This window comes from Dactylosporangium sp. NPDC000555 (assembly GCF_040300025.1).
Lineage (GTDB): Bacteria > Actinomycetota > Actinomycetes > Mycobacteriales > Micromonosporaceae > Dactylosporangium.
This window is the reverse complement of the sequence record NZ_JBEPDB010000018.1, coordinates 52,296-71,257: the sequence shown is the minus strand read 5'-3', so window position 1 is coordinate 71,257 and position 18,962 is coordinate 52,296. Positions and strand designations below refer to the sequence as shown.

13 protein-coding genes are annotated in these 18,962 nt (G+C 71.3%); 5 read left to right on the top strand and 8 right to left on the bottom strand.

Annotated elements, in window-relative coordinates; all coding sequences use genetic code 11:
• Positions 1-19: 19 nt before the first annotated feature.
• From ABT297_RS14460 to ABT297_RS14450, 3 genes are all read right to left on the bottom strand, one after another.
• On the bottom strand, positions 20-1,201 hold the full coding sequence (locus tag ABT297_RS14460) for an MFS transporter (protein ID WP_350548947.1): 1,182 nt from the start codon (positions 1,199-1,201) through the stop codon (positions 20-22).
• 70 nt (positions 1,202-1,271) lie between these two features.
• Positions 1,272-1,925: a flavin reductase family protein gene (locus ABT297_RS14455; protein WP_350548841.1), complete on the bottom strand. Its 654-nt coding sequence runs from the start codon at positions 1,923-1,925 to the stop codon at positions 1,272-1,274.
• A gap of 157 nt (positions 1,926-2,082) precedes the next feature.
• Complete coding sequence (locus ABT297_RS14450; RefSeq protein WP_350548839.1) at positions 2,083-2,643, bottom strand: dihydrofolate reductase family protein; 561 nt, start codon at positions 2,641-2,643, stop codon at positions 2,083-2,085.
• A gap of 294 nt (positions 2,644-2,937) precedes the next feature.
• Here ABT297_RS14450 and ABT297_RS14445 point away from each other — a divergent pair, with 294 nt between their 5' ends.
• Positions 2,938-6,159 (top strand): AfsR/SARP family transcriptional regulator, encoded by a 3,222-nt coding sequence (locus ABT297_RS14445; protein ID WP_350548837.1) that lies wholly within the window; start codon positions 2,938-2,940, stop codon positions 6,157-6,159.
• Between the two features lie 52 nt (positions 6,160-6,211).
• Here the strand turns inward: ABT297_RS14445 and ABT297_RS14440 are convergent, their stop codons facing one another.
• On the bottom strand, positions 6,212-9,031 hold the full coding sequence (locus ABT297_RS14440) for an AfsR/SARP family transcriptional regulator (RefSeq protein WP_350548945.1): 2,820 nt from the start codon (positions 9,029-9,031) through the stop codon (positions 6,212-6,214).
• An 83-nt stretch (positions 9,032-9,114) separates the two neighbouring features.
• The gene (locus tag ABT297_RS14435; protein ID WP_350548835.1) at positions 9,115-10,236 is read right to left on the bottom strand and encodes a serine hydrolase domain-containing protein; all 1,122 of its coding nucleotides are present in this window, start codon (positions 10,234-10,236) and stop codon (positions 9,115-9,117) included.
• A gap of 178 nt (positions 10,237-10,414) precedes the next feature.
• Here ABT297_RS14435 and ABT297_RS14430 point away from each other — a divergent pair, with 178 nt between their 5' ends.
• Positions 10,415-11,704, top strand: coding sequence for an MFS transporter (locus tag ABT297_RS14430; protein WP_350548833.1), 1,290 nt, complete (start codon positions 10,415-10,417; stop codon positions 11,702-11,704).
• A gap of 114 nt (positions 11,705-11,818) precedes the next feature.
• On the opposite strand, the gene zwf is transcribed toward ABT297_RS14430, so the two are convergent.
• Positions 11,819-13,321, bottom strand: coding sequence for a glucose-6-phosphate dehydrogenase (gene zwf / locus ABT297_RS14425; protein WP_350548831.1), 1,503 nt, complete (start codon positions 13,319-13,321; stop codon positions 11,819-11,821).
• 251 nt (positions 13,322-13,572) lie between these two features.
• Between zwf and ABT297_RS14420 the strand changes: the two genes are divergently transcribed.
• Together ABT297_RS14420 and ABT297_RS14415 are read left to right on the top strand one after the other, a co-directional pair.
• Complete coding sequence (locus tag ABT297_RS14420; protein ID WP_350548829.1) at positions 13,573-13,869, top strand: hypothetical protein; 297 nt, start codon at positions 13,573-13,575, stop codon at positions 13,867-13,869.
• A gap of 109 nt (positions 13,870-13,978) precedes the next feature.
• Positions 13,979-14,899 carry an acyl-CoA desaturase gene (locus tag ABT297_RS14415; RefSeq protein ID WP_350548827.1) on the top strand — a complete coding sequence of 307 codons (921 nt, stop codon included), beginning with the start codon at positions 13,979-13,981 and terminating at the stop codon, positions 14,897-14,899.
• Between the two features lie 197 nt (positions 14,900-15,096).
• Here ABT297_RS14415 and ABT297_RS14410 read toward each other — a convergent pair whose 3' ends face one another.
• Positions 15,097-15,297: a DUF1918 domain-containing protein gene (locus ABT297_RS14410; protein ID WP_350548825.1), complete on the bottom strand. Its 201-nt coding sequence runs from the start codon at positions 15,295-15,297 to the stop codon at positions 15,097-15,099.
• Between the two features lie 145 nt (positions 15,298-15,442).
• Positions 15,443-16,486, bottom strand: a complete 1,044-nt coding sequence (locus tag ABT297_RS14405) for a LacI family DNA-binding transcriptional regulator (protein ID WP_350548823.1) — start codon at positions 16,484-16,486, stop codon at positions 15,443-15,445.
• A gap of 123 nt (positions 16,487-16,609) precedes the next feature.
• Between ABT297_RS14405 and ABT297_RS14400 the strand changes: the two genes are divergently transcribed.
• Positions 16,610-18,856, top strand: a complete 2,247-nt coding sequence (locus tag ABT297_RS14400) for an exo-beta-d-1,3/1,6-glucosidase (RefSeq protein WP_350548821.1) — start codon at positions 16,610-16,612, stop codon at positions 18,854-18,856.
• The last annotated feature ends 106 nt before the right edge of the window (positions 18,857-18,962 follow it).

The window sequence follows — 18,962 nt, the reverse complement described above, 5'->3', positions numbered from 1 at the left end:
GTCTCCCTCTGTGGGAGGGTCAAACGCTCCGGGAGGTGCGGGGCATGACAACGGCGACAGCCACGGCCGCCAGCACCAGGAGGGCCACCGCGGTCAACAGAGCAGCGTCGAAACCTGCGACGATGGCGCCGTCGATCTCGTTCTGGCCAGGTGCCGCGCGGATCGCGTTCGCAGTGGCAATCGCCGCGACGGTGTTGAGCAGCGCGGTACCGATCGAGCCGCCGAGCTGCGTGGCGGCGTTCACGGCGGCCGATGCCGCACCGGTGTCGTCGCCCACCCCGCTGGTCGCCGCCGCGACCGCGGGGGTGATCGTGCAGCCGAGCCCGAGACCGATCAGGATCTCGGCGGGCAGGAACCGGGTGAGGTACAGCTCCGGCGTGCCGGGCGTGAGTCCGACCAACAGTGCCATTCCGGCGGCCATCACCACGAGTGCGGGAATGATCAAGTGGCGGGTCCCAAGTCGCGGCCCCAGCAGGCCGGCGATCAGCGTCGAGCCGATCGCGATCGCCAGCGCGAGGGGCAGGAACGCCAGCCCGGCGCTGATCGGCGAGTAGCCGAGGAGCTGCTGGAACCAATAGGTCAGCACCAGGAAGAATCCGAACAGCGCCAGCTGCGGCAACCCGATCGCGAGGAACGCTCCGCCCCGGGTCCGGTCGAGGAGCACCCGCAGCGGCAGCAGCGGCTGCGCGGCTGTTCGCTGAGCGATGGTGAACACGACCAGCATCAACCCCCCGACCAGCAGCAGCGTCAGAACGAGCGGGTCGGCCCAGCCTCGGCCGGCGACTTCAGCGAGAGCGAATACCAGAGCAGTCATGGCGGCGACGCTGCTGAGGGCGCCCAGGAGATCGTGACGCACCCGGCGGACGGGGCGATCAGCCGTGACGGCCCGGCTGCCGGCCAGCGCGAAGCCCGCGATCGGTACGTTGATCAGGAGGCACCAACCCCAGTCGAAGTACTGGGTGAGCGCCCCGCCGACGAGGAGCCCGATCACCGCTCCAGCGCCGGTCAGAGCCCCATAGACGCCGAATCCCACGCCGCGCTCCCGGGGCTCGACGAACGTCGCCGAGATGATCGCCAATGCGGCGGGGGCGAGCAGCGCGGCGAAAACGCCCTGCGCGGCACGACCGGCGAACAACAACCCGGCCGTGGGGGTCAGGCCGGCCATGACCGACGCCAGGGCGAATCCGATCAGGCCGATCACGAAACTTAACAACGTTAAGTCAACTGAGCACTGTACTGGAGGCGGCGCTCGTGTGGTGCGATTTACCGGGTCATGCCGTCCCGTCCGGCTGCCGTTCGCGAGTTCTCGACGGCGCACCCCAGCCCTCGGCGAGCCGTGACGGATGCACGTTCTGCCCGCCGCCGTAGAACTCCAGAAACTTCATGATCAACGGATCCCACCTGTCCGGATCGATGTACCGCGGGTTCGAGGGCATGAGCAGCTCCTCGTCGACATGCACCCGCACGATCCGGGCGTCGATCGCCACCACGCCGGATCCGTCCTCGGCGAAGGGATGGATCCGGTCGACCCGCGCCTCGAGCTGAATGGGGCATTCGGCGACCCGGGGCGCCGCGACCTCGTCGGCCGGCCATGCGGTGAGCCCGGCCGCCCGGAACTTGTCGGGCTCATACCGGTACTTCTTCTGGAGCTTGTGCGGTGGCACCCGCTCGCTGCCCGTCAACAGTGCCAGTCGGTCGACCGCGTCCACCATCGCCGAAGACGGCAGGTTCAACACGCACTCTCCGGTCCGCGCGATGTTTTCCGTGGTCTTGGACGTCTCGTCGAGACCGAGCATGCACGACTGGCCGATCCACCAGACGGAGGACATCGGTGACAGGTTCGCCGAGCCGTCCTCGTTCACCGTGCTGATAAGGACCACGGGAGTCCCGAAATAGAGCACTCGCGGCCGTACGACTACATGCATCAACTGCTCGTTTCACTCGGCGCCGGCACTGGCGGTGATTATGCGGCGGGCCGGCACACCGGAAAGCGCGCGAGCGGCACACGTTGAGGGCGGCGCCCGCATCGTGGCGTACAACGAAAAGGAGCGCCAAAGACTCGGCGCTCCTCGTTCCCCGATGTCAGGCCGTCTTCTTCGGCCTGTAGGACAGGACGATCACCCCGTTGGGAAGCTGGGTCTGGGAGACCAGATCCAGCTGCGTTGTGGGCCAGCTCGCGAAGACGGACTCGCCCTTGCCCAGCACGACCGGGTGAATCCAGAGACGAAACTCGTCGACCAGACCCTCGCCGGCGAGTGCCCGCGCCACGCCGCCCGACCCATACGCGACGATCGCTCCCTCATGCTGTTGCTTGAGCGCGCGAACGGCCGGGACGAGATCGCCCTCCAGCAGTTCGGTGCTCGTCCATGCGACCTTGTCGAGAGTCTGGGAGACGACGTACTTGCGGATGCTGTTCATGCGGCTCGCGTACCCCGCCATCGGGGTGCCCGCGTCGTCGACCGTCGGCCACGTTTGCGAGAACCCTTCGTAGGTCACCCGGCCCATGATGAGCGCGTCGGCTTCGAACAGCAGATCCCGCGCGTAGCGCCCGTACTCGACGCTCCAGAAGTCGAGCGACCAATCCTGCGGGTTCTCCTGGACACCATCGAGCGTAATGAAGGTGGAGATGATCAGGTTGCCCACGTTCTGCGATCCTTCCCGTCCGGCGCCGCCGTGTGACGGCCGCGATCTCTTGCCTCCAGGCTGCCGGATACCGCTTACCGTCCTCTTACGATCGGTTTCTGGCGCACGAATCGGCCGGCCGCTCGGCTGATGCGACGGCGGCGCCGATACGCGCGCGTTCGGGGAAGCCTTATCGTCGGCGCATCGGTCAGGTGGCCACGTACTGTAGCCACCGACGGATCATCGGTTCGCCGCCGGGCCTGAAGTGCCGCACTGCCGGGTATGCCCGGCACCTGTCTGTTGAGGGTGGATTACATGCGTTTCGGGGTGCTCGGCCCGCTGGCGGTGTGGGCGGACGACGGGCGCACGGTCTCGGTGCCCGGCGCGAAGGTCCGCGCGTTGCTCGCTGCGCTGCTGGTGCGAGCGGGCCAACCGGTGCCGACGGACCGCCTCGTCGATGAGCTGTGGGGCGACAACCCGCCGGGCAACCCGCCGGCGGCGCTCGCGGTCAAGGTGTCACAGCTACGCAAGGCGCTCGACGACATCGAGCCCGGCAGCCGGGCGCTCGTCGGGTCCGGGCCGGCCGGGTTCACGCTGCACGCCCGCTCGGTCGACGCGACCGAGTTCGCCGCCCTGCTCGCCAGGGCAGCCGACGAGGCGCGGGCGGACGCCCGCGCCGTCCTGCTCAACGACGCACTCGCGCTCTGGCGCGGGCCCGCCTACGCCGACCACCGCGACGAGACGTTCGCCGAGGTCGCACTGGCCCGCCTGGAGGAACAGCGGCTGACGGCGGTCGACGACCGAGCCGAGGCGTTGCTCGCGCTGGGCCGGCACGCCGCGGTCGCCGACTCGCTGGCCGACGTGGTGGGCGAGAACCCGCTCCGCGAGCGGACTCGGGGGCTGCGCATGCTGGCCCTCTACCGGTCCGGCCGGCAGACCGAGGCACTCGAGACGTATGCCGAACTTCGATCCCAGCTGGTCGAGGAGCTCGGAGTCGAACCAGGACCCGAGATCGCGGCGCTCCATCAGGCGGTCCTGGCTCAGGATCCGGCGCTCGACGCGCCGCCGGCAGCACCACCGGCACCGCAGCCGACGAGCAACCTGCCCACCCCGGTCACCGATCTGTTCGGCCGCGACGAGGCCATCATCGAGGTCACCGACCTGGTGCACGGCAACCGGCTGGTCGCCCTGACCGGTCCGGGCGGCGTGGGCAAGACCCGGCTCGCGCTTGAGACCGCACGTCGCGCGCAGCCGTCCTTCCCCGACGGGGCCTGGCTGATCGAGCTCGCCGCCGTCGACGAGGGCGAAGACGCGGTCGTCGACACGGTGATCACCACGCTGGGCCTTCGAGACACCGCGGCCGGGACCGCACCTCCCGTCGACCGGCTCGCCGCCGCACTGCGGCCCCGCCGGATGCTGCTGTTACTCGACAACTGCGAGCACCTCATCACCGACGCCGCCGCCGTGGCCACCCGGCTGCTGCACGCGGCGCCGGATCTCGTGATCCTCGCCACCAGCCGCGAGCCGCTCAACGTGCCCGGCGAAGTCGTCTGGCCGGTGCCGCCGCTGGACCTGCCGGCGGCCGCCGACGACCCGGGAGGCTCCAGCGCGGTACGACTGTTCGTGGCCCGCGCCGCGGCCGCCAACAAGGGGTTCATCCTCGACCCGTCCAACTCCGGCCTGGTCGCCGCCCTCTGCCGGCGCCTCGACGGCCTCCCGCTGGCGCTCGAGCTTGCCGCGACACGGGTGCGCGGTCTGGGCATCCAGCGACTCGTTGCCGGCCTCGACGACAGGTTCCGCCTGCTGGCGCCCGGACACCGCGGCGGCCAGCCCCGCCACCAGACTCTGAACGCGACCATCGACTGGAGCTGGCGGCTGCTGACCGCACCCGAACGCATCGTCCTGCGCCGCCTCGCCGTCCACGCCGACGGCTGCACGCTCGATGCCGCCGAAGTGATCTGCGCCGCCGCCGGCATCGGCCCGCAGGACGTGCCGGATCTGCTCGCCCGCCTCGTCGACCGGTCGTTGGTGGTGCGAGTCGAACGCAACACCGACGCGCCCCGCTACCGGCTGCTGGAGTCCGTCGCCGCGTACTGCCTCGACCGCCTCCGCGAAACCGACGACCTCGGCCCGACCCGGCAGCGCCACCTTCGCTACTACATCGCGCTGGCGGAGAAGGCCGAGCTCCTGGTGCGGGGGCCTGACCAGGCACACTGGCTGCACATCCTCGACGCCGAGGCGGCCAACCTGCGGACCGCCCTGGATTTCGCCATCCGCGAGCGGACCGGCGAGGCCGCTTTGCGGCTCGTCAACGGGCTCGCCTGGTACTGGTTCCTACGCGGCCGCCTCGGCGAGGCCCACCGTGCGCTGCGTGCCGCGCTCGCCGTCGGCACCGAACCGGGCTCCGCATCGGCGCGGGCGAGGGCCATCGCATGGGAGACCGGCTTCGCCTTCCTGCTCGGTGACGTGGGCGATTGGCCCGCGCGCCACGAAGCGGCGCTGCACGAGTTCGACGACACCGCCGACGACGACGCCTACGCGCGCGCCGCATGGTTCCTCGCCTACGCCGAGATCGACCTCGGCGATGTCACCGCGATCGAGACCCTGCTGAACGACACCCTGTCCCGCTTCGACAAAGCCAACGACATCTGGGGTACGGCCGCGACCCTCACCCTGCTGGCCAAGCTCGCCTACATCCGCGGTGACGCCGAGACGGTCGCCCGCGACGGCACCCGCGCCGCCGCGCTCTTCCGCCGGCTCGGTGACCGCTGGGGTGTGCTGCAGGCCACCGAGTGGCTCGGGGCCTACGCCAGCCTGGGCGGTGACCACGACACCGCCGTCGCGCTGCACACCGAAGGACTCGGCATCGCCCGCGAACTCGGCCTCTGGGCCGACGTCGCCGGCCACCTCGGTTGGCTGGGCTGGATCGCCATGGAACGCGGTGACTACCCGCAGGCCCTGGCACACAGCAGCGAAGCTCTGGCACTCGCCGAGCAACAGGGCGCGCCCCTGCTCGCTCACTTCGCGACCATGGGTCTGGCCTGGACAGCCCGGCGCACCGGCGACTACGACAGCGCCACGACACACCTCCGCTCGCTGCTCGACGCCGCGGCCGACCGCGACACCGAAGCGGGCCAACCCCTCTACGTTCCCAGCGTCCTCGTCGAGCTGGGCCACATCGCCGAGCACCGCGGCGATCTGACCACGGCGGCGGAACACCACCGCGAAGCGCTGCGGATCGCACGCAATCTCGGCGCCGCCCGCGACATCGCGGCCGCCCTGACGGCCCTGGCCGGCACGGCCGCGGCCGGCGGAGACCACCACACCGCCGCGACGCTGCTCGGCGCCGCCTCGGCCGCCCGCGAGCCGGCCGGGAAGCCCGTCACCGCCACCGAGCGGGAGGACCTCGAGCGCACCACGACCGCCGCCCGCGGCGCCCTGGGAGGGGACTTCGACGCCGACTTCGAACGGGGTCTCGACCTGGCGCCCGACGACCTGCCGACCGGCACCGGCGAGACGAAGCAGGTGCTGAGGTGACCGGCGGCGCCATCGCGCCGACCGGCCCTCGTCACCGGCCCATGCCTCACCTTCACCGCCCGACGGCGCTGAGCGCATGCGTGTACTCTTCGCGGATCGCCTCGGCGGCCCGGGTATAGCCGCTGGCACGGACCAGGGCAGACGCTTCGCGCGCGCAGACCAGTGCCCGGTCCGGTGAGCCGAGCAGGCGCCATCCTCGGGACAGACCGGTCAACGCCCATACCTCTCCGAGCCGGTAGCGCGACCGCCGCGCGCGTTCGAGGCTCCCGAGCAGCAGGTCGACGGCTTCACGGACGTCGCCGGCGTCCATGTATATCTGAGCGAGGTCGACGAGCGCGGAAGCCCCGAAATAGTCATCCCCCGTGGCGTCGCACCAGGCAATTGCCGCCCGCAACAGTTCAATCGCGTCATGCAGACGCCCGAGCTGCTGGTAGGCCCGCGCCATGGAGAGGCGCGCGAACACCTCCCCCACCTCGAAACCGAGCTCGCGTGCGATCCGGATCTGCTGCTCGAACAGCGGCACCGCCTGCTCCGCCAGGCCGTCCAGCACATAGGACCGGCCGAGATTTCCCAACGCCCGCTGCTCACCGAAACGGTCGCCGATCGCACGGCAGAGTTCCAGCTCCAGCTGGAACTGACGACGTGCCTCCGGCACGAGGCCGCGCACGGTCAGGGCGAGCCCGAGGCTGTCACGCACATACGCCTCCGATGCGCGGTCACCGTTGCGCGTCGTCACCGGCAAAGCCGACTCCGTGAGCAGCACCGCGTCGCTCGGGTAGCCCGAGTTCGCGAAGAACCAGTGCAGCGCGATCGTCAGCCCCACGCCCAACGCCGCCTGTTCATCGTCGCCACGCAGGGCCTGCCGGGTCACGGCGACGAGATTCTCACGCTCCACCTCCAGCCATCGTTCGGCCTCGTCCGGGTCGGCGAACGTCCGCGCCGGTGAGACGAAGTCCGGCACCGGCCCGTGCGCGCGGCGCGGGTATACGAGCGTCGTCGCGTGCCGCGAGGTGGCCAGGTAGTACGCCATGCCGCGGGTGACCGTCGATGTGAGGACACTGTGGTTCATGGTGTGATGGGCGCGTTCGGCCGCGAAGAGCCTGACCAGGTCGTGGCTGTGGAACCTTCCGCCGGCCTCGACCTCGACCAGGTGGGACTCCAGCAGCCGCTCGAGGACCCGTTCCGCCTTCGCCGCCGTGGTTTCCATGACCGCGGCCGCGGCATACAGGTCCACGCACGCGACCTCGAGCACGCTCAGCTGGCACAGGGCCCGTGCGGCGGCCCGATCGACCGCGCTCTCGCTCTGTCGCAGCATCGAGAAACTCACCCCGAGGCTGGTACGGACGGCAAGGTCCCCCGCCCGGAGCTCGCTGAGCCTCTCCCGCGCGTCCGACAGACGGGAGACGAGATTGTCGACGTTCCAGTCCGCTCTGGCCCTGAGCCTCGCGGCGGCGATGTGCAGTCCCAGCGGCAGGCGGTCGCAGAGCTCGGCGAGGGCGCGAGTCGACTCGCGGTTGATCGCGGATGAGGCCGGTAGCAGCAACGAGAGCATCTCTTGCGCCTCGTCGACGCTGAGCGGCCCGAGACGGACATGTTCCGCTCCGTCCAGGGCGGACAGCTCGTCCCGGCTTGTGACGATGACCCGTGATCCCGAGCCTCCCGGCATGAGCGGACGGACCTGCGCGGCGGAGGACGCGTTGTCGAGCAGGATCAACATCCGGCGACCGGCGACCAGGGTCCGGAACAGCGTGGCTGCTTCGTCCGCGGTTTGCGGGACGTGACCGGGGTCGACGCCGAGTGCACGCAACAGCCGGCCCAAGCTCTCGCCGGCGCTCAACGGAGGGACGCCGGGCGTCGCGCCGTGCAGGTTGACATACAGCTCCCCGTCGGGGAACCGGTCCGTCAACATGCCGGCCACGCGCACGGCGAACGCCGATTTGCCGACTCCCGGCGCGCCGTGGATGACGACGGCGGGCACGCGTCGTGCGGTGTCGCCCTCGTCGAGCAGCTCGCGCACCGTGTCCAGGGCGGTCCGGCGTCCGACGAACGTGGCGACGTCCATCGGCAGCTGGTGTGGTGTGGGCGGCTCGCGGCGCACCCGGTTCTGCGGCAGGAGCAACGCCGGGTCCGCGTTCAGGATTCGCTTCTGCAGCTCCCGCAGCGGTGGCCCGGGCTCCACTCCGATTTCCTCGATCAGCTGGGCACGCAGGCGCTTGTACACCGCCAGCGCCTCCGCCTGCCGGCCGTCACGATACAGGGCGAGCATCAACTGCTCCCACATCCGCTCCCGCAGCGGGTACCGCGCGATCCACGCATGGAGCTGGCCGATGACCTCCGAGTGCTCCCCGAGCGCGATCCGGGCCGTCACCAGGTCCTCGATCGCGGTCAGACGTTGCTCCTCCAACCGGTGTGCGGCCTCGACGAGCACGTCGGGCAGTGCCGCGACGTCCTCGAACGCGCTGCCGCGCCAGAGCGCGAGCGCCGACCCGAGCCGCTCCGCGACCGCCTCGTGGTCACCCACCTGGCGCGCGCGTGCCGCCTCCTCCACCAGCCTTTGAAAGACCAGCAGGTCGAGCGACTCCGCCGCGACATGGATCGAGTAGCCGTTCGCGGCCGTACGAACGGGCGCCTCCGAACGGCCCTCCGACGAGAGGGCACGCCGGAGGGCCGCCACGTACGACTTCAGATTTGCCCGTGCCGACCGCACCGGCTGCGTGCCCCAGAGGCTGTCGATCAGCGTTTCGACGCTGACCCCGGAGTTTGCGTGGACCAACAGAATCGTCAGCAGCAGGCGAACCTTTGGCCGGGAGACGTCGAGCGGTTGCCCATGATCGGACCTGACCAGCAACGGTCCTAAAACGCCGAATTCCATCGTCCCCAATCGCGATCTGACCTTGCGGTCCGATCGTCCAGATGAGACCGCGGTGCCGGCTTTGCCGGGCTGGAGCCCGGTCCTCAGAGGTACTCCGCAACAATAGCGCTGATGGCCAGGAACGAACTGTAGTCGCCGGCCGTCACACGGTTCTTCGCGACGGCGACCGCGATGCCCGTGGCCGGATCGGCGAAGGCGGCGGTGCCGCCGCTGCCGGCCATGCCGAAGAGGGTGGGGCTGTCGAGCGGGCCTTGGAAGCCGACGTCGTAGCCGAGGCCCCGCTTGACGGAGAAACCGAGCACCGCGTCGACTCCGCCCACCTCGACGGCGCCGACCTCCGCGAACTGGGCTTGCGGGATCAGTCGTACGCCGTCGACGGGCCCGATCAACGCCGCGTACATGCGAGCGATCGCACGTGCCGACATCACACCGCCCGCGGGAATCTCGGAAGTGAGCACGTCGACCCGGTTGCAGTAGCCGGCGTCCGGCATCGCGTGCGGCGGCGCCGCTGTCCAGCCGTCGAGAACGCGGAAGAACGGGACGGACTCGGCCAGCGCCGCCGCCATCTCCGCGGTCAGGTGCTCGCCCTCGGCCTGCTCGTGCCGAGCCACCCGCCCGAGCTCGTTCGGGGGCACCGCGAAGTACAACTCGTCGACGACCCCGAGCGGGCCGGCGACGCGCTCACGCATCTGCGTGGAGATGGTCTGCCCGGTCGCCCTGCGGACGAGCTCGCCGAGCAGGTAACCATACGACTGGGGGTGGTAGCCCGTCTGCGTCCCAGGCTCCCACCACGGCGTCGCCCCGGCGATCCGTACGCACATCTCGTCCCAGTCACAGAGGTCTTCCGGCCTCGTGTCCGCGGGCACGGCCGGCACACCGGCCGAATGGGTCAGCACGTCGCGGACCGTCGTGCGATCCTTGCCGTTGGCCGCGAACTCCGGCCACAGATCGACAAGCGGTGTGTCGTAGCTGAGCGCGCCGGCGTTCACGAGGACGTGGACGACCGTCGAGGTGAGCCCCTTTCCGGTCGAAGTCACGTGGAACAGCGTGTCAGAGGTGACGGGTCGACCGGTGTCCGCGTAGCCCGCGGTCGCGTCGACGATCTGTTCGCCGTGCCGGTAGACCGCCACCTGAAGCCCACGTTCCTGGCCCGACGCGACGATCTGCTGGATGGCCTCGGTCACCTGTTGCTGCATGTCACGCATGTTCCCTCCGTTCGGAAAGGCCATTTGTGTCCATGATCTCCACCGGCGTTACGGAATTCTTACCGCCGAAGCGGACCGGTGCGCGGGCGCTCCCGCCGAGCCGGCGGCCGCTGTCGCCAGGGCGGCGGCACGGTGTGCCCGGGCATCACCCCTCGTATGCCCGGCTTCGATAGCGTCGATGCATGATCTATGCGACGCCGGCCCCGGCCGCGCGGTGATGCGACTCTCCCGCACCGCGACGTTCTGGTTTCTCGCGGTCATCCTGGTCATGTTCCTGTTCGCGGCGAGCGCACCGTCACCGCTGTACGCGGTTTACCAGGCGCGGTGGCACTTCTCCACGGCCACGCTCACCGTCGTCTACGCGGCGTACGTGGCGGCGCTGCTCGCGGCGCTCGTGTGGGCCGGTTCGGCGTCCGACCGTCTGGGACGGCGACCCGTGCTGGCTGTCGCTGTGCTGATCGAGTGCGTCGCGATGCTCGCGTTCGCGACGGCCGGCGACACGACGATGCTCTACGTCGCCCGGCTCCTGCAGGGACTCGGCACGGGCATCGCCACCGGCGCGATCGGCGCGATGCTCTTCGACGTGCAGCCGCGCGAGCGCCCGGGAGCCGGGGCGCTCGCCGGCAGCGTCGCGCCCGCGGTCGGGCTCGCCTTCGGCGGCCTGGGCAGCAGCCTGGTGACCACCTTCGCGCCGCCGCGTGCGCCGCTGGTGTTCTGGGCGCTGGCCGCCTTCTTCGTGGCCGGGCTGGGCGCCGTGCTGGCCATGCCGGAGACCGTGTCGCAGCGGACCCGCTGGCATCCCGCGCTGCGCCCTCGCGTCGGCGTGCCACCGGCGCTGAACGCGACGTTCGCGACGCTCGTACCGTGCATCGTCGCGTTCTGGGCGTTGAGCGGCCTCTACCTGTCCCTGGGCCCGTCGATCGTGCGAAACGTCCTGCACGAACAGTCCGGCCTGGCCGGCGGGTTGGTCATCTTCACGCTGTCGGCCACGGGAGCGGCCGGCTCGATCGCGACCCGGTCGTGGTCGCCCAGGCTGGCCATCATCTCCGGCAGCGGCACGCTCGTCGCCGGTGTCGTGCTCACGCTGATCGCCGTCAATCGCACCGACAGCGCGCTGTTCTACCTGGGAACCGCGATCGTCGGCGTGGGTTTCGGTCCCGCGTTCACCGGCGTCTTCCGGCTACTGACCGCGGAGGTGGGCAGCGACCAGCGTGCGGGTGTCGTCGGTGCGGTCTACGTCGCCGCCTACCTCGCCCTGGGAGTGCCGGCGGTGCTCGCGGGTGTCGCGGTGCCGTGGATCGGGCTCGCCTCGGTATTCGACATCTACGCGTCAGCCGTGCTCATCCTCGCGGTGACGACCGCGGTGGCCTTCGTGGTGGGGTCTTCCGGACGGTCGTGGCGGACTGGCACGGCGGTCCCGGGCCACTGTCCGTGTCCGGGGACCGTCGCCGTCCACCACAGCGCCTGATCGCAGCGGACGCGGCCGGCCCGGGTCGAGCGGTGTGCCGCGGCCGAGGTGGTGAGCCACCCGGCCGCGGCGCGAACGTGAGGCGTCGAAGGAGTCGCGGGGAACGGGCCGGGGTCAGGCCACCGTGTTGCGCCAGGCGCGGCCGCTGCGCTCGATCAGGCGGTTGGCGTCCGTCGGGCCCCAGGAGGCGGCCTCGTACGTCGGGATCGGGCTCGGGTCCTCGGCCCAGCGCTCGATGATCGGGTCGACGATCCGCCAGCACTGCTCGACCTCGTCGGAGCGGATGAACAGGGTGGTGTCGCCGATCAGCGCGTCGAGCAGCAGGCGCTCATACGCCTCCGGGGACTCCTCGCGGAACGTCTTGTCGTACGAGAAGTCCATGCTCGCCGAACGGACGCGGAACGAGTGGCCGGGAACCTTCGCGCCGAAGCGCAGCGCGATGCCCTCGTCCGGCTGGATGCGCAGGATCAGGGCGTCCGGCTGCAGCTCGGTCAGCTGCGAGTCGGGGATCGGCAGGTGCGGCGGGCGCTGGAACTGCAGCGCCACCTCGGTGACCCGGCTGGGCAACCGCTTGCCGGTGCGCACGTAGAAGGGCACGCCGGCCCAGCGCCAGTTGTCCACGTCGAGACGCAGGGCCGCGTAGGTCTCGGTGCGCGAGAGCGGGTCGACGCCGGGCTCCTCGCGGTAGCCGGGCATGAGCTCCTCGCGGGTGCCGCCGCGGGTGTACTGCCCGCGTACCGCGATGTCGTCGATGTCGCGGCCGCGGGGCAGGCGGATCGCCTGCAGCAGCTTCACCTTCTCGTTGCGCACCGCCTCGGCGGAGAAGGACGCCGGGGGCTCCATGAGGGCCAGGGCGAGCACCTGCAGCACGTGGTTCTGCACGATGTCGCGCATCGCGCCGGCGTTCTCGTAGAAGCTGCCGCGGGTGCCGACGCCCAGGGTCTCGGCCACGGTGATCTGCACGTGGTCGACCCAGGTGCGGTTCCAGATCGGCTGGAAGATCGAGTTGGCGAAGCGCAGCGCGAGCACGTTCTGGACGGTGTCCTTGCCCAGGTAGTGGTCGATGCGGAAGACCTGCGCCTCCTCGAAGGCGGCGTGCACGGTCTGGTCGAGCCGGCCGGCGCTGCCCTCGTCGTGCCCATACGGCTTCTCGATGACCAGCCGGGCGAAGGAGCCGTCCCGGGCCTGGTTGAGCCCGGCGCCGGCGAGACCGTTGATGACCAGCGGGAACGCCTCGGCCGGGGTGGACAGGTAGAACACCCGGTTGCCGGCGGTGCCGCGCTGCTCGTCGAGCTCGTCGAGCAGCGCCGACAGGCTCTTGTAGGTCTCGGGGTCGTCGTAGCCGCCGGCGATATACCGCACCCCGCCGGTCAGCTGCGGCATGCCGGACAGTCCGCGGTCGCCCAGCACGTTGTGGATGAACTGCTCGTCGTCCATGGGGGTGCGGGCCACGCCCACGACCGCGAACCGCTCGGTGAGCCGGTTGTGCCGGGCCAGGCTCTCGATCGCGGGGATCAGCTTGCGGCGCGTCAGGTCGCCGGAGGCGCCGAAGATGACCACCGTCGCCGGCGGGGCGTGCCGGTTGTCGGATTCCTGCGGGACCGTGTCGCTGGACATGGGATGCCTCTCCGTCTGACTTCCGCCGTGACATTACGAGTCAACCGGAACGCGCAGCAACGATTCCGGAACGTGACCGGCGTCTCTGGCGGCCCCTCGCAAGCGTAGTCAGTACGTCAGGGCCTCGGGACGACCCACGCGCCACGAGTCGAGGCGGGGGCTGGCTCACCGAGCGCCATGATCACAATTCTGGTAACCTACAGAAGTCGTGCCAATGCGTAGAGCATTGAGCCGCAGAACGGGGGTACGCGATGTCGATCACACCGGTAACGCGGGCCGCGCCCACCGTGCCGACCACCACGGCGGGACCGCCCACCTCGCGGGACAATGACCAGGAGCGGCTGGTGCAGGAGCGGCTGCAGCAGCAGCGCCTCGACGACCAGCGCCGGGCCCAGCAGCAGGATCAGCAGCGCATCCAGCAGCAGCGAACGGTCGAGGACCGGCTGCGCAGGCGGGCCGAGGACGCCCGGGCGAACGTCGATGCCGTCCAGCAGCCGCGGCCGCAGTCCTCAGGTCTCTTCACCGGCCGTTTGGACGTCTACTTGTAGGCTGCCCGGCCCGGGATCGGCTCCTGGTCGCCAATCACGTCACCTGACCGTCGTGGGCCGGCATCCTGTTCGCGGGGTGCCAGCCATGACCGGCGGCTACGGTCCGCGCATGACCACGGCGGTGAAGCCCCTCCTCGGCCGCAAGCGCCCCATCCCGGCGCACGTCGCGGTCTACGCGTTCGTCATCATTCCGTTCCTGGCGCTGCTCGCGGCGGTCCCGATCGCCTGGGGCTGGGGGCTGGCCTGGCTGGATGTCATCCTGGCCGCGGCCTTCTACACCGTGACGTGTCTCGGCGCGACGGTGGGTTTCCATCGGTACTTCACCCACGGCGCCTTCAAGGCCAAGCGCGCGCTGCGCATCGGCCTGGCCGTCGCCGGCAGCATGGCGGTACAGGGCCCGATCCTGCACTGGGTGGCCGACCACCGCCGCCACCACGCCTTCTCGGACAAGGAGGGCGACCCGCACTCGCCGTGGCTGTTCGGCACCTCCCCCGCGGCGCTGGTGCGCGGCTTCTGGCACGCCCACCTGGGCTGGGTGCTCGAGCGCGACCTGACCAACCAGGAGCGCTTCGCCCCCGACCTGCTGACCGACCGCGACATCCGCCTCGTGCACCGGCTGTTCGGCCCGCTCACGATCGTCACCCTCGCCGCACCGGCGCTGCTCGGCGGCCTCATCAGCTGGAGCTGGCAGGGCGCGGTGACGGCCTTCTTCTGGGCCGGCCTGGTCCGCGTCACCGCCCTGCACCACGTGACCTGGTCGGTGAACTCCGTGTGCCACATGATCGGCGCACGCCCGTTCGCCGCCCGCGACCGCTCCGCGAACTTCTGGCCGCTCGCCCTGCTGAGCATGGGCGAGTCGTGGCACAACCTGCACCACGCCGACCCGACCTGCGCCCGCCACGGCGTGCTGCCCGGCCAGGTCGACGTCTCGGCCCGCGCCATCTGGCTGTTCGAGAAGGCCGGTTGGGCCTGGGACGTGCGCTGGCCGACCCCGCAGCGCCTGGCCCGCATCGCCGCCGACCCCGCATAGCCGCAGCCGCCGGCACGCCGGCCGCTTCGCCGTCATGAGGCGCGCCGGGCGAGTACACGCCCGGCGCGGGTTCGCCCCGACCTGGCGCCGCGGTGGGCGGCCGGTCCTCCTCGACACGGGCGACGCCAGGCCGCGCGCGACGGCCAGTCGCGATGACGCCGCGACGCGCCGGGAGCCGGCGTACCTCCGGACGGCGCTCAGCGGGACTCGGGTGACTCCGCCGGCACGATGTGGGCGTCCGGGCCGGGAAAGACCAGGCCCTCGTGCCCGTCGAGCCAGCGTACGGTGTACGGCGGCGTGTGGTCGTCGCGCCGCACCTGGGTGATGACGCCCTCGCGGCGGGTGTCACCGACGTGAGCGCCCTCGACGATCAGGCGATCTCCGACGTTTGCGTGCATCGCTCCTCCTCGGTCGCTGTCGGCCGCACCCTTCCAGGATGCCCGGCCCGGAGGCCGACCGGGCGGTTTCGGGGCAGGCGGGCGGCGATCCCGTCCAGCGGCATCCGCATGATGGCCGGCCAAGCCGTCCTCGTGGTGGATGTGCTCATGGAGCACTGCCCCGCGGCGGGGCGGTCGACTCGCGGACCACCAGATGGGTTGCGAGCTGGATGTGCAACGAGTCGGGCACGCCGCCGTGGGCCAGGGTGTGCAGGGTGCGCATCGCGACCCGGCCCATGTCCGCGATCGGCTGGTGCACCGTGGTCAACGGCGGCGAGGACAGCTTGGCCGGCTCGACGTCGTCGAAGCCGACGATGGACAGCTCCTGGGGCACCCGGCGGCCCAGCCGCCGGGCCGCCTCGAACACGCCGAACGCGGTGCCGTCGCAGGCGGCGAAGATCGCGGTCGGCGGGTCGGGCAGGCGCAGCAGCTCCAGGGCCATCCGGCAACCGGCCTCGGCGGAGAAGCCGCCGTGCACGACCAGGGCCGGGTCGGCCTCGATCCCGGCGAGCTCGAGCGCGTTGCGGTAACCGTGCAGCCGCTCCCGCGACGCCGCGATCTGCGCGGGCAGGCCGGCGAAGCCGATGCGCCGGTGACCCAGCGCCAGCAGATGCTCGGTCGCCTGCGTCCCGCCGGCGAAGTTGGTCGAGGCGACGCTGGCCAGGCCTGCGCCGAGCGGGCCGGTGAGGTCCACCGAGACCAGCGGCAGGCCGAGCTCCTCCACCGTGCGGACCTGGCCGGCGGTGAGGGCCAGCGACACCACGATGACGCCCAGGCGGCGGCGGGCGGCGGAGCGCGTCAGCCACGCGTCGCTCAGCGGCGTGCCCGCGCAGCCGGCCTGGTCGAGCACGTCGACGACCACCTCGACGCCGAGGTCGCGGGCCGCGGTCAGGATGCCGTGGAGCACCTGCAGGGAATACATGCTGACCATCGAGTCGAACACGACGTCGACGGCGGCGGCCTCGGCCTGCGCCTCGCGGGGGCCGGTGCTGGGCACGTAGCCGAGCGCGTTGATCGTCTCCTCGACCCTGCGGCGGGTCCGCGGATCGACGTTGGGGCGCCCGTTGAGCACCTTGGACGCGGTGGCCTTCGACACCCCGGCGGCCTGGGCGACGTCCTCCAGCGTGACGCGCGAATGCTGGTCGCCCATGCCACCTCCCGAAACAGTTTCGCGCATTGACAGCAGCCTAGGTTACCAATAACGTCCCTATCAACCGGAAACACCGGAAAAAGTTTCTAGCATGCTGGCAGAGGACGACGGATCGTGACGACTGTGACCGAGAGACTCCCGTACCAGGACGCGGCCCTGCCGGTCGAGGAGCGCGTCGAGGATCTCGTCCGGCGGATGACCCTCGCCGAGAAGATCGGCCAGATGCTGCAGCTCGACGCGCGGCTCGACCTCGCCGACGCGGTGCTGACGAGGACGGCCGGCTCTCTGCTGCACGCCTCCCCGGAGCGCATCCGCGAGGCGATGGCCATGGTCGAAGCCACCCGGCTGCGCATCCCGCTGCTCATGGCCGACGACTGCATCCACGGCCACGCGTTCTGGCCGGGCGCGACCGTGTTCCCGACCCAGCTCGGCATGGCCTGCACCTGGGACCCGGAGCTGGTCGAGCGCGCCGCGCGCGCGACCGCGACCGAGATCTCCACGACCGGGCTGCACTGGACGTTCTCGCCGGTGCTGTGCGTCGCCCGCGACCTGCGCTGGGGGCGCGTCGACGAGACGTTCGGCGAGGATCCGCACCTCGTCGGGGAGTTCGGCGCCGCGATGATCCGGGGATACCAGGGCGGCGGCCTGGGCGACACCACCGCCGTGCTCGCCACCGCCAAGCACTTCGCCGGCTACTCCGAGACCCAGGGCGGTCGCGACGCCAGCGAGGCCGACCTCACGCCGCGCAAGCTGCGCTCCTGGTTCCTGCCGCCGTTCGAGCGCGCCGTGCAGGCCGGCTGCGCCACGTTCATGCTCGGATACCAGGCGATCGACGGCGTCCCGGTCACCGCCAACCGCTGGCTGCTCGACGGCGTGCTCAAGCGCGAATGGGGCTTCCCCGGCACGCTCGTCACCGACTGGGACAACGTCGGGCGGATGGTCTGGGAGCAGAAGGTCTGCGCCGACGACGTGGAGGCCGCCGTCGTCGCGGTCGAGTCCGGCAACGACCTGATCATGACCACCCCGGTCTTCTTCGAGGCCGCGCAGCGGGCCGTGGCCGAGGGCCGCCTCGCCGAGGCGAGGATCGACGCGGCCGTGCGCCGCATCCTTCGCCTGAAGTTCGAGCTGGGCCTGTTCGAGAACCCCCGCGCCGCCGACCCGCAGCGCCAGGCCGCGATCATCGGCAGCGCCCCGCACGCCGAGCTCAACCTGCGGCTCACCCGCCGCTCGCTGGTGCTGCTGCGCAACGACGGCACGCTGCCGCTGTCGGGTGCGACCCGGCGCATCGCGGTCGTCGGCCCCAACGCCGACGACCCGCACGCCCAGCTCGGCGACTGGGCCGGCGCGTCGGGCCAGGTCGACTGGATGCCGGACGGGCACCCGCGAGAGACGATCACGACCGTGCTCGACGGGCTGCGCGCGCTGGCCCCGCAGGGCTGGACGGTCGCGCACGCCCCGGGCGCGCAGATCGGCAGCCTGCAGCCCGACCCCGCCGGCAGCCACTTCCCCGACGGCCAGCCCCGCCCGCCGCTGTTCCAGCCCGCGCCCGCCGACCCGGCCGCGATCGCCGAGGCCGTCGCGCTCGCCGAGGCCAGCGACGCCGTCGTGGCGGTGCTCGGCGACAACGTGGCACTGACCGGCGAGGGCAAGTCGACGGCGACGCTGGAGCTGCAGGGCGGCCAGCACGCGCTGCTCGACGCGCTCGTCGCCACCGGCCGGCCGGTGATCGTCGTGCTGATCCAGTCCAAGCCGTCGACCCTGCCGCCGTCGGCCGACGGCGTCGCCGCGATCGTCGAGGCGTTCAACCCGGGCATGCAGGGCGGCCGGGCCGTCGCCGAGCTGCTGCTGGGGCTCATCGAGCCGGCCGGGCGCCTGCCGATCTCGTTCGCCCGGCACGCCGGGCAGCTGCCGGTGTACTACAACCAGATCCGCGGCCAGCACGGCAACCGCTACGCCGACCTGACCCAGGAGCCGCTGTTCGCCTTCGGCGAGGGCCTGTCGTACTCCACGGTCGAATACTCGGACCTGCGCGTCGAGCGCGACCTGGTGCCGGCCGGCGGCACCGTGCGGGCCCGCGTCACGGTGGCCAACACCGGCGCCCGGCCGTCGATCGAGACCGTGCAGGTGTATGTCAGCGACCTCGTCACCAGCGTCACCTGGGCCGAGCGCGAGCTGAAGGCGTTCCGCCAGGTCACCGTCGAGCCCGGGCAGCGGCTCGAGGTCGAGCTCGAGCTGCCGGCGGCGGCGTGTTCGCTGGTCACCGCCGACGGGCGCCGGGTCGTCGAGCCGGGCCGCTTCGAGCTGCTCGTCGGGCGCAGCTCCAAGCCCGCCGACCTGCTGCGGGCCGGCTTCGAGATCCTGCCGGACTGATCGGACTCGGCGGCCGGCAGGGGCAGCCTCACCCCCGACCCGGGGCGCGCGGCACACGGGATCGCCGACGCATGCCGATCCCCCTGCCGACGTCCCTTCCGGCGGC

What these genes read in the sequence shown, in the direction of transcription:
- ABT297_RS14455 (WP_350548841.1), bottom strand. Translation starts at nt 1,925, where the DNA reads ATGCATGTAGTCGTACGGCCGCGAGTGCTCTATTTCGGGACTCCCGTG.
- ABT297_RS14445 (WP_350548837.1), top strand. Translation starts at nt 2,938, where the DNA reads ATGCGTTTCGGGGTGCTCGGCCCGCTGGCGGTGTGGGCGGACGACGGG.
- ABT297_RS14440 (WP_350548945.1), bottom strand. Translation starts at nt 9,031, where the DNA reads ATGGAATTCGGCGTTTTAGGACCGTTGCTGGTCAGGTCCGATCATGGG.
- ABT297_RS14435 (WP_350548835.1), bottom strand. Translation starts at nt 10,236, where the DNA reads ATGCGTGACATGCAGCAACAGGTGACCGAGGCCATCCAGCAGATCGTC.
- ABT297_RS14430 (WP_350548833.1), top strand. Translation starts at nt 10,415, where the DNA reads ATGCATGATCTATGCGACGCCGGCCCCGGCCGCGCGGTGATGCGACTC.
- zwf (WP_350548831.1), bottom strand. Translation starts at nt 13,321, where the DNA reads ATGTCCAGCGACACGGTCCCGCAGGAATCCGACAACCGGCACGCCCCG.
- ABT297_RS14420 (WP_350548829.1), top strand. Translation starts at nt 13,573, where the DNA reads ATGTCGATCACACCGGTAACGCGGGCCGCGCCCACCGTGCCGACCACC.
- ABT297_RS14415 (WP_350548827.1), top strand. Translation starts at nt 13,979, where the DNA reads ATGACCACGGCGGTGAAGCCCCTCCTCGGCCGCAAGCGCCCCATCCCG.
- ABT297_RS14410 (WP_350548825.1), bottom strand. Translation starts at nt 15,297, where the DNA reads ATGCACGCAAACGTCGGAGATCGCCTGATCGTCGAGGGCGCTCACGTC.
- ABT297_RS14405 (WP_350548823.1), bottom strand. Translation starts at nt 16,486, where the DNA reads ATGGGCGACCAGCATTCGCGCGTCACGCTGGAGGACGTCGCCCAGGCC.